At 57.0% G+C, this 9,967-nt stretch carries 11 protein-coding genes; 1 reads left to right on the top strand and 10 read right to left on the bottom strand.

The genetic code is table 11. The annotated features are described in order from the left end of the window. Positions 1-83: 83 nt before the first annotated feature. Genes ccmB through napF form a run of 9 tightly spaced genes read right to left on the bottom strand, consistent with a single transcriptional unit; the run spans position 84 to position 7,221 of the window. Positions 84-743, bottom strand: coding sequence for a heme exporter protein CcmB (ccmB, locus tag HVX72_RS07235; RefSeq protein WP_181822863.1), 660 nt, complete (start codon positions 741-743; stop codon positions 84-86). Beyond that, entirely contained in the window at positions 740-1,360 is a 621-nt protein-coding gene (gene ccmA, locus HVX72_RS07230; protein ID WP_181822862.1) for a cytochrome c biogenesis heme-transporting ATPase CcmA, read from the bottom strand. Before ccmA ends, ccmB begins: the two co-directional genes overlap by 4 nt. A gap of 23 nt (positions 1,361-1,383) precedes the next feature. Beyond that, positions 1,384-1,986 carry a cytochrome c-type protein NapC gene (napC, locus tag HVX72_RS07225; protein WP_042290532.1) on the bottom strand — a complete coding sequence of 201 codons (603 nt, stop codon included), beginning with the start codon at positions 1,984-1,986 and terminating at the stop codon, positions 1,384-1,386. A gap of 9 nt (positions 1,987-1,995) precedes the next feature. After that, positions 1,996-2,445 carry a nitrate reductase cytochrome c-type subunit gene (napB, locus tag HVX72_RS07220; RefSeq protein ID WP_042290535.1) on the bottom strand — a complete coding sequence of 150 codons (450 nt, stop codon included), beginning with the start codon at positions 2,443-2,445 and terminating at the stop codon, positions 1,996-1,998. Next, positions 2,442-3,305, bottom strand: coding sequence for a quinol dehydrogenase ferredoxin subunit NapH (gene napH, locus HVX72_RS07215; RefSeq protein ID WP_181822861.1), 864 nt, complete (start codon positions 3,303-3,305; stop codon positions 2,442-2,444). Before napH ends, napB begins: the two co-directional genes overlap by 4 nt. Next, a complete protein-coding gene (gene napG, locus HVX72_RS07210; protein ID WP_181822860.1) occupies positions 3,292-3,987 on the bottom strand; it encodes a ferredoxin-type protein NapG in 696 nt (231 codons plus the stop codon). The genes napH and napG overlap by 14 nt, the downstream gene beginning before the upstream one ends. Positions 3,988-3,993: 6 nt before the next feature. Next, positions 3,994-6,480 (bottom strand): nitrate reductase catalytic subunit NapA, encoded by a 2,487-nt coding sequence (gene napA / locus HVX72_RS07205; protein ID WP_042290541.1) that lies wholly within the window; start codon positions 6,478-6,480, stop codon positions 3,994-3,996. Then, positions 6,477-6,740, bottom strand: a complete 264-nt coding sequence (gene napD, locus HVX72_RS07200; RefSeq protein ID WP_042290545.1) for a chaperone NapD — start codon at positions 6,738-6,740, stop codon at positions 6,477-6,479. Before napD ends, napA begins: the two co-directional genes overlap by 4 nt. After that, positions 6,730-7,221, bottom strand: coding sequence for a ferredoxin-type protein NapF (gene napF / locus HVX72_RS07195; protein WP_181822859.1), 492 nt, complete (start codon positions 7,219-7,221; stop codon positions 6,730-6,732). Before napF ends, napD begins: the two co-directional genes overlap by 11 nt. A 412-nt stretch (positions 7,222-7,633) precedes the next feature. Between napF and eco the strand changes: the two genes are divergently transcribed. Continuing rightward, the gene (eco, locus tag HVX72_RS07190) at positions 7,634-8,131 is read left to right on the top strand and encodes a serine protease inhibitor ecotin (protein WP_181822858.1); all 498 of its coding nucleotides are present in this window, start codon (positions 7,634-7,636) and stop codon (positions 8,129-8,131) included. Between the two features lie 93 nt (positions 8,132-8,224). Here the strand turns inward: eco and mqo are convergent, their stop codons facing one another. Further along, positions 8,225-9,886 carry a malate dehydrogenase (quinone) gene (mqo, locus tag HVX72_RS07185; protein WP_181822857.1) on the bottom strand — a complete coding sequence of 554 codons (1,662 nt, stop codon included), beginning with the start codon at positions 9,884-9,886 and terminating at the stop codon, positions 8,225-8,227. Positions 9,887-9,967 lie beyond the last annotated feature (81 nt).

Raw genomic sequence — 9,967 nt, 5'->3', positions numbered from 1 at the left:
AGTCACCAGACCTCTCTAAACCAATGAAATTCCGTGGCGCCGGGGGGCGGCTTCGCCTTCTCCGGCCTACAGCCTGTACCGGTCTACTGCACGCTGATACGTAACGCCGCCGCTGTCGCAAACGGACTCAACGTCGCGCTTCCCGCCAATAGCGCGCCTAAAATCGCCATGTAACCGTCGACCGGTAAATGCATTGACGCCGCGTCCATAGCGGCGGTCGCAAAAATCAGCAGGGGAATGGTCAAGGGCAGCACCAGCACGCTCAGCAACACGCCGCCGCGCTTCAGCCCGACCGTGAGCCCCACCCCCGGCGCACCGAGAAAGCTCAGCGTCGGCGTTCCCAGCAAGAGCGTCAGCGCCATAATTTTCCAGCCGTAAATGTCCATGCCCAGCAGCAGCGCCACTAACGGAGAAAGGATCAACAGCGGTAAGCCCGTCACCACCCAGTGGGCCAGCACTTTCGCCAGCACCACCACTGGCAGGGGGAGCGGCAGCAACATCAGTTGTTCAAGGCTGCCGTCCTGCAGGTCGTCGCGAAACAGTCGCTCCAGCGCCAGCAGTGAGGCCAGCAGTGCGGCGACCCAGATAATGCCAGGGGCAATACGCGCCAGCAGCTGTGGCTCGGGGCCGATGCTCAGGGGAAACAGCGTGATAACGATCAGGAAGAACCACAGCGGGTTGGCGATTTCCGCGCTATGGCGAAACGCGACGCGCAGCTCTTGCCGGAAAATACGCCACATCATAACGCTTCCCTCACGGCGTTAAGCGCGATGCGACGAATGCGATCTGCGGCGACGTTCAGCGGCTGGTGAGTGGTGAGGAGAACCATCCCCCCCTGGTCGGTATGTTGCGCCATGCGCTGCGTCAGGCGTTCAACGCCGTTCACATCGATCGCGGTAAAAGGTTCGTCGAGGATCCACAGCCGGGCGTGGGTCAACCACAAGCGCGCTAACGCCACCCGGCGCTGCTGACCGGCAGAAAGTTGATTAACGGGAAGATCTTCGTATCCGGCAAGACCAGCCTGCGCCAATGCCGCCAGGCACTGCGCGGTGTCGCCGTCCTGATGGAAAAAGCGCAGGTTCTCCAACGCCGTCAGCCGGGTTTTTATGCCCGGCTGATGTCCAATCCACAACAAATTTTGATGGTAGCTGTCCCGCACACGATGCAGCGGTTGCCCTTGCCAGCACACCTCCCCGGCGTCGGGGCGAGCAAGCCCCGTCAGCAACCGCAGCAGGGTTGTTTTCCCCGCGCCGTTGCGCCCGGTGATTTGTATCCACTCACCCGCGTTGACCCGGAATGACAAATCGCTGAATAAGATCCGCTCATCCCGTTCGCAGAGCAACTTTCTGGCTTCAAGCATACTACCCACTCATTACCATCCCGTCAGAAGCCCGGCTTAACGTCGCGCATATCGGGAAGCTTGTGGGCAATCCCTTTATGGCAGTCAATACAGGTTTGGCCGTCTTTCACCGCCTGGTCGTGCATTTTCGCCGCGACGCCTTTTTGGGCAGTTAAGTCCATGAATTCGAAGTTGTGACAATTGCGACACTCCTGCGAATTATTGTCTTTCATTCTTCGCCATTCGTTTTGCGCCATAGTGAGACGATGATCTTCGAATTTCTGCGGCGTATCGATCAGGCCGAGCGCTTTGGCATACAGCTCTTTGCTGGCCTTGATCTTGCGGATCATCTTCGGTCCCCATTCGTGCGGCACATGGCAGTCCGGACAGGTTGCGCGCACACCGCTGCGGTTGTTGTAGTGCACGGTTTCCATGTATTCCTGGTACACTGTGTTACGCATTTCGTGGCAGCTGATGCAGAACGCTTCGGTGTTGGCTTTTTCCATCCCGGTGTTGAATCCACCCCAGAAAATAATGCCGCCAACGAACCCGATTAACAGCAGCGTGCCCAGCGCCAGGCGACTGGGGCGACGCCACCATTGCCAGAGGCGCTTAATCCGGCCAGGTTTACGGTTAGCATTTTCCATAACGACCTCTTATTTTCCGTAACCTTTGGATGGCGTAAAGCTGTTGCCAACAATCGGCGCGGCATCGGCCTGCGGGACGTGACACTGCAAGCAGAAATAACGACGCGGCGCCACTTCCGCCAGCACTTTACCGTCGCTGTCCATAAAGTGCGTCGGGCTGATGCGCGGCGCGCCAGTGGTGCGATAGCTTTCTACGCCGTGGCATTGCAGACAGCGGTTAGTGTTAGTGGTCACCTGATAACCCTCGACGCTATGGGGAATCATCGGCGGCTGGTTGACATAATTCAGCGGCATACGCTCCTGCTCTTTCGGCATGCGAATCGCCCCTTCCTGCGTACCGGACACTTCCGGCGACTGGCTAAAATCCACTCCGTTTGCCGCCCAGACCGCGCCGCTGACTACCAGGGCAAGCAGGGCCGTCCATTGACACAGCGCTTTCTTCAGGTCATGGCTTTTCATGATTTCGCTCCCGAACTCCATCGTGTAGTTATTGTAAATACATCCTCAGAACAGACATCCACGCAGCGACCGCAGGTCATGCAATCGCGACTGGTGACCTGCACCGGGCTTTGCTCATCCAGCACCGGGGCACGTAGCACATGCGGTTCCGGGCAAACATGAAAACAGTCCATACAGCGGTTACATTTCTGTCGGTCAGTCGCCGCAACGGTTAATGCGCCTTTGCTACCCAGCACGCCATACAGCGCGCCTAAAGGACAGAGATGTCCGCACCAGCCGTGTTCAACGACCAGTAAATCAAACAAAAACAGAGCGATAATCAGCAGTGCGCCGCTACCAAAGCCCATCACCAGGCTACGCCCCATCAGGGAGACGGGGTTGATCCATTCCCACAGCAGCGTTCCGGTCAGGGCCGATCCAACCAGGACCACAACCAGCAGCACGTACCGTATATGACGCGGCAGCGTTGCGGACTGATTCAGGTCAAATCTTCTGCGCAGCCAGGCCGCAAAATCGGTCACGGGATTCAGCGGACAGACCCAACTGCAAAACAATCGCTTTCCTGCCAGGGCGTACAGCAGGGCAATAATCACCGCCCCGGTCAGCGCCAGCGCTGCGGGCAGATGACCGCTCGCCAGGCTTTGCAGGGTCATCAGCGGATCGGTCAGCGGGATGGTGTCCAGCAACAGGCTACCGGAGTAGTTGCCATGCAGGATCCACACCCCAAACCACGGTCCGCTAAGAAACATGCCCAGCACCGCAAACTGGCTGAGGCGGCGAAGCACCAGCCAACGGTGACTGCGCCACCAGCCTTTTTTCGCCAGCGCTTCGCGCCCGGCGTCACGTTTACGATTTGCCATCGTTCCCCTCCAGCCAACCGAAGCGGTAATGGTGGCCTAACTCCCCTTTCGCCAACGACAGCGGCAGCACCTTGATGGCGGGCTGTTCCAGGACGCAGACTTTTTCGCACTTACCGCAGCCGGTACAGGCGTCGCTGTGAACGGTGGGAAGAAATCGCGCATGCTTGCCGGTACGCATATTGCGATCCAGCTCCAGCGTGATGGCCTCGTCGATTTTCGGGCACTCGCGATAACAGACGTCGCAACGCAGTCCCTGAAAGTTCAGGCAGTTTTCCTGATCCAACAGCACCGCCAGCCCCATGCGCGAGTCATCAATGGATTCGATGTCTTTATCCAGCGCTCCACTGGGGCAGACCCTGGCGCACGGAATGTCTTCGCACATTTCGCAGGGAATATCGCGGGCAACAAAATAGGGTGTTCCCGCCGACAAACCCGACGCCAGCGTCGCCAGCTTTAAGGTGTCGTACGGACACGCCTGTACGCACTGCCCGCAGCGCACGCAGGCGCTGGCGAACGCGTTTTCGCTCAGCACGCCGGGCGGGCGCAGCCGCACGCCTGTGGCTCGCGCGGTCTGCTGTTGCAGCCCCAGCGCCACGCCTACAGCTGCCAGCCCGCCCGCTGTGCGAACCACGTCGCGCAGAAAGCGGCGGCGGCCATTTTGCGGTTTCGCTGACCGGGACATGATGGCTTACACCTTCGCCAGTTTCACGGCGCACTTCTTGAAATCCGTCTCTTTAGAGAGCGGATCCGTCGCATCCAGCGTCAGGTTGTTCACCAGCTGCGCGGCGTCGAAGAACGGCATGTACACCAGCCCCTGCGGCGGACGGTTACGTCCACGGGTTTCGACAATCGAGACAACCTCGCCACGACGGGAGATCACCTTCACTTTGTCGCCACGACGCAGATCGCGGGCTTTCGCATCCAACGGATGGATAAACAGCACCGCTTCCGGGAACGCGCGGTGCAATTCCGGCACGCGGCGGGTCATACTGCCGGTATGCCAGTGCTCCAGTACGCGGCCGGTTGAGAGCCACAGGTCATACTCTTTGTCAGGCGATTCGGCGGCTGGCTCAAACGGCAGCGCGAAGATCACCGCTTTGCCGTCTGGCTTGCCATAGAATTTGTAGCCCTCGCCCGCCTTCACGTACGGGTCATGGCCTTCGCTGTAGCGCCACTGCGTCTCTTTGCCGTCCACTACCGGCCAGCGCAGCCCCCGCGCCTTGTGATAATCGTCGAACGGGGCCAGATCGTGACCGTGACCGCGTCCAAACCACGCGTATTCTTCGAACAGCCCTTTTTGCAGATAGAAGCCCAGCTCGCGGGACTCATCGTTAAGCTGATCCTCTTTCAGCTCCGCCACCGGGAACTTCGTGACCGCCGGGGTGGCAAACAGCACGTCGTACAGCGTTTTACCGCGCAGTTCCGGTTTCTTCGCCAGCAGTTCTTCCGGCCACACCTCCTCGGTTTTGAAACGGCGCGAGAACTGCACCAGTTGCCACAGGTCGGATTTGGCCTCTCCCGGCGCTTTAATTTGCTGACGCCAGAACTGGGTGCGACGCTCGGCGTTGCCGTAAGCCCCCTCTTTTTCCACCCACATCGCAGTGGGCAGGATCAGGTCGGCGGCCAGCGCACTGACGGTCGGATACGGATCGGAGACAATGATAAAGTTGCGCGGATCGCGCCAGCCAGGCATACGCTCTTCATTGATGTTCGGACCGGCCTGCATATTGTTGGTACACATTGTCCAGTAGACGTTAAGCTTACCGTCTTTCAACGCCCGGTCCTGAGCGACAGCGTGAAGCCCCACCTTCGCCGGAATCGTCCCCGCCGGGATATTCCAGTGCTTCTCACAGATATCGCGGTGTTTTTCGTTGGTCACCACCATGTCCGCCGGTAGACGGTGAGAGAACGTCCCCACTTCACGCGCGGTACCACAGGCGGAAGGCTGACCGGTCAGCGAGAACGGTCCGCAACCCGGCTGGGCGATTTTGCCGGTCAACAGGTGAATGTTGTACACCAGGTTGTTGGCCCACACGCCGCGGGTATGCTGGTTGAAGCCCATCGTCCAGTAGGAGATCACTTTTTTATTCGGATCGGCGTACAGCTGCGCCAGTTTTTCCAGCTGATCTTTGGGCACGCCGGTCATTTCGGCGGTCTTGTCCAGCGTGTATTCCGCAACAAAGGCTTTGTAATCTTCAAAGCTCATCGGTTCGGAGGCGTCGGAGCCGGGGTTCTTCGCCGCTTTCTCCAGCGGATGGGTCGGACGCAGGCCGTAACCAATATCGGTCACCCCTTTGCGCACGTTGACGTGTTTACTGAAGAAATCCTGGTTAATCGCGTTGTTCTGAATGATGTAGTTCGCGATGTAGTTGAGGATCACCAGGTCAGTCTGCGGAGTGAAGATCATGCCGTTGTCCGCCAGCTCAAAGCTACGATGCTGGAAGGTGGACAGTACGGCGACGGTCACGTTCGGATCGGACAGACGACGGTTGGTGATGCGTGACCAGAGGATCGGGTGCATCTCCGCCATGTTGGCGCCCCACAGCACGAAAGCGTCGGTGTGCTCAATATCGTCGTAGCAGCCCATCGGTTCATCCATCCCGAAGGTGCGCATAAAACCAACCACCGCCGACGCCATACAATGGCGGGCGTTTGGATCGATGTTGTTCGAGCGGAAACCGGCTTTAAACAGTTTCGCCGCGGCGTAGCCTTCCCAGATGGTCCACTGACCGGAACCAAACATACCGATAGACTCCGGACCTTTCTCTTTCAGTGAGGTTTTGAATTTTTCTTCCATCACATCGAAAGCCTGATCCCAGCTGATCGGCGTAAATTCGCCGTCTTTGCTGTATTTTCCGTCTTTCATGCGCAGCAACGGCTGCGTTAAACGATCATCGCCGTACATGATTTTGGGCAGAAAGTAGCCCTTGATGCAGTTCAGACCACGGTTAACCGGCGCGTCCGGGTCGCCCTGACAGGCGACGATACGCCCCTGCTGGGTTCCCACCAGAACGCCACAGCCCGTACCGCAAAAACGGCAGGGCGCTTTATCCCATTTAATGGCTTCCTGCTGACCCACAACTGCGCGGGCGACGCCCGGCACGCTTAGCCCGGCAGCCGCCGCAGCGGCCGCAACGGCGTTAGCTTTCATAAAGCTACGACGACTGAGTTTCATGGTGTTTCCTCACCTTGCTCTTCCTGCTGGTGATAAACCAGCGACACCGCCAGCACGCCCGCAACGTTGCGTACCGACTCAATTGTTTGCATCAGCGTTTCACTGTGTTCTGCTTCGACGACCACAATCAGCTGACCGCTTTCGGTGTCACTGACCGCCACTTCGCAACCCGAAAAGGCATTCACCCGCGCGCTGATATCCTGTAAATGTTCGCCTTTGGCCTGAACAATCAGGCTGCAGACCTGCCAGTTAGTGTGCATGGTTGTACTCCGCGGTAATGGCTGACACCGGACAACTGGCGGCACACGCGCCGCATCCGTTACAGGCCAGATTGTCGAGCTGCGGTTGATATATGCCGGACAGCGTCGGGTGAAAGGTAATCGCCTGAGGCTCGCAGCTATCCTGACAGCGGCGGCATTCTACCGACTGGTACGCCAGACAGCCTTGCCCGAGAGTGAAAATCAGATCCCATGCCCTGGTGTGGCGCGGAAGAAAGAGAGATTCGGGGCAGGCCTGCGCGCACGCATAGCAGAAGCTGCATTCGTTTTGTTTGAAATTAACGCTCGGATAGCCGCCCGCGCCGCGATGCAGGACGTCGTTTTCACACGCCTGGACACAGGCATCGCAGCGGGTGCAATGAGACAGAAAATGAGATTCTTCCCTGCTCCACGGCGGACGGATCCCGCTGCTGGCGCTGCGCCAACTGCCTGTCAGTATGCCTCGACGGGATAGATCAACCATGGCATCGCCCTTCCATAAACGACGCTCCCCCAGGCGGGGTGAACGACAATAAAAACCGCATTACAACTACGTCATTATTATGTTGGCTAAGATATTAAAGGATGTGTCAGAGGTGCATACCCCAATCGGGGTAAAACAGGTGGTCGGATCAAAAGAGTGTTAAAGAAGCTTGTCAGAATGTGCTTCTGCGCACAAATCAAAGGGTTATATAATACTTTATACAACAACAATTCATGATAGCGATTTATCGTATACACACTGAATTAATCAGAATAAATCACCACTCTAAAACTAAACAAAGAGTTAATACACTTTAAAAATACGTAAAGCTGAAGTTATTGATTAAAGAAATGTGTTAGCCTGACCATAAAACCGTTCATAAGACATAAAAGGAACTCCTGTGAACTTAAAAATGAAGACAATGGTCCCTGCCGTTCTGTTCGCTGCCTTCGCCAGTACCGCCACCTGGGCGGCCTCAACGGAGAGCAGCCCACAGCCACTGGAAAAAATCGCGCCGTATCCACTGGCGGAAAAAGGCATGAAGCGCCAGGTGATTCAGCTACCCCATCAGGAAGACGAATCTACCCTGAAAGTAGAACTGCTGATTGGCCAGACGCTGGAAGTCGACTGCAATCAGCACCGCCTGGGCGGCGAACTGGACAGCAAGACGCTGGAAGGCTGGGGCTATGACTATTATGTGTTTGATAAACTCACCTCGCCGGTTTCCACTATGATGGCCTGCCCGGACGGTAAGAAAGAGAAAAAATTTGTTACCGCTTATCTGGGCGACGACGGGATGCTGCGCTATAACAGCAAACTGCCGATCGTGGTCTATACCCCGGCGAACGTCGACGTGAAGTACCGTATCTGGAAAGCGGAAGAGAAAATTCAGGATGCGGTAGCGCGTTAAGGCACGGTTTATCGGCTGGCGGCACCGCCTCATCCGGCCTACGGATTTTCGTTGCAGGCCGGATGAGGCGGTGCCGCCAACCGCGACTCGGGATTAAAGCGCGATATCCGCCACTTCTTTACGCGCGGGCTGCGGTTGCGCCTGCGGTTTTAGCTGGGGTTTCGGCGCGACGTCCGCGGCCTGCGGCGTATCGTATTTCAGACCAAGCACTTCGCTGGTGTACTGCAATTCCTGCTCCGTTGCCGCCACATTTCCGTTCAGTTTCGTGCCATAAGACGGAATAATCGTCTTCAGCTTCGCCTGCCATTCCGGAGTCGCCACCTTGTCTTTAAATACCGTTTCCATCAGGTGCAGCATGATCGGTGCTGCGGTGGAGGCGCCCGGCGATGCGCCTAACAGCGCCGCAACGGTTCCTTCTTTATCGCTCACCACTTCGGTGCCCAGACGCAGCACGCCACCTTTGTCTTCATCACGCTTGATGATCTGCACGCGCTGGCCCGCCTGCCACAGACGCCAGTCTTCTTTTTTAGCCTGCGGATAATACGCTTTTAGTGCCTCAAATCGATCGTCATCGCTCAGCATCACCTGGCTAATCAGGTATTTCACCAGATCGAAGTTATCCATTCCAACGTTCACCATCGGCATAAAGTTCGAGGTGGTGGTGGAGCTTAGCAGATCCCACAGCGAGCCGTTTTTCAGGAATTTTGTCGAGAAAGTGGCGAACGGCCCGAACAGCACAACGCGCTTACCGTCCAGCACGCGGGTATCGATATGCGGGACGGACATCGGCGGTGCGCCAACGGAAGCCTGACCGTATACTTTCGCCAGGTGGCGATTCACCACGTCCGGATTCTCCGCAACCAGGAACTGGCCGCCCACCGGGAAACCAGCATAGTCTTTAGCTTCAGGAATACCGGTTTCCTGCAGCAGCTTCAGCGCCGCACCGCCTGCGCCAATAAAGACAAACTTCGCTTTAATCTGATGTTCCGCTTCACCCTTTTTCAGATCCGCGACGGTAACCGTCCAGGTGTTGTCGCTGTTGCGTTTAAAGCCGCGCACTTCTGTATTCAGCTCCAGCGCAAAGTTAGGCTTTTTCTGCAGCGAGGCCACCAGCTGTCGCGTGATTTCACCATAGTTGACGTCCGTACCAATTTCGGTACGCGTGGCGGCCACTTTCTGGTTCGGGTCGCGCCCTTCCATCACCAGCGGCGCCCACTCTTTAATCTGCGCATGATCTTCGGAATAGCGCATTCCACGGAACAGCGTGCTCTGCTGTAGCGCGGCGTAGCGGGCACGCAGGAAGTTGACGTTCTCATCTCCCCAGACAAAGCTCATGTGCGGGACGGTGGTGATAAAGGAGCGCGGATCGTGCAGAACGTTGTTCTTCACCTGATGCGCCCAGAACTGACGGGAAATCTGGAAGGCCTCATTAATTTCGACTGCCTTTTCGGTACTGATGCTGCCGTCGGCTTTCTTAGGCGTATAGTTCAACTCCATCAGCGCCGAGTGCCCGGTGCCGGCGTTATTCCAGCCGTTCGAGCTTTCCTGCGCCACGCCGTCAAGGCGTTCCACCATGGTCATCGACCAGTCAGGTTCCAGTTCTTGCAGATAGGTTCCTAATGTGGCGCTCATGATGCCGCCGCCAATCAGCAGCACGTCCGTTTCCTGCTCTTCCGTCGCTTTCGCTTTTGCCGCCATAGAGACAGCATTCAGCCCCACGGCCATTGAGAAGAGCATGGCAGTCACTTTTTTCATATTGTAATGCCTTACTTTTAGTATCGTTTTTTTGCTTTTTGCAGGTGAAAATCGAGCGGCATCAACGTTAACATTTCAACA

Source organism: Citrobacter sp. RHB21-C05 (genome assembly GCF_013889015.1).
In the GTDB taxonomy this organism is placed as follows: Bacteria; Pseudomonadota; Gammaproteobacteria; order Enterobacterales; family Enterobacteriaceae; genus Citrobacter_A; species Citrobacter_A sedlakii.
The sequence above is the reverse complement of the archived record's forward strand: the minus strand, read 5'-3'. Positions and strand labels throughout refer to the sequence as shown.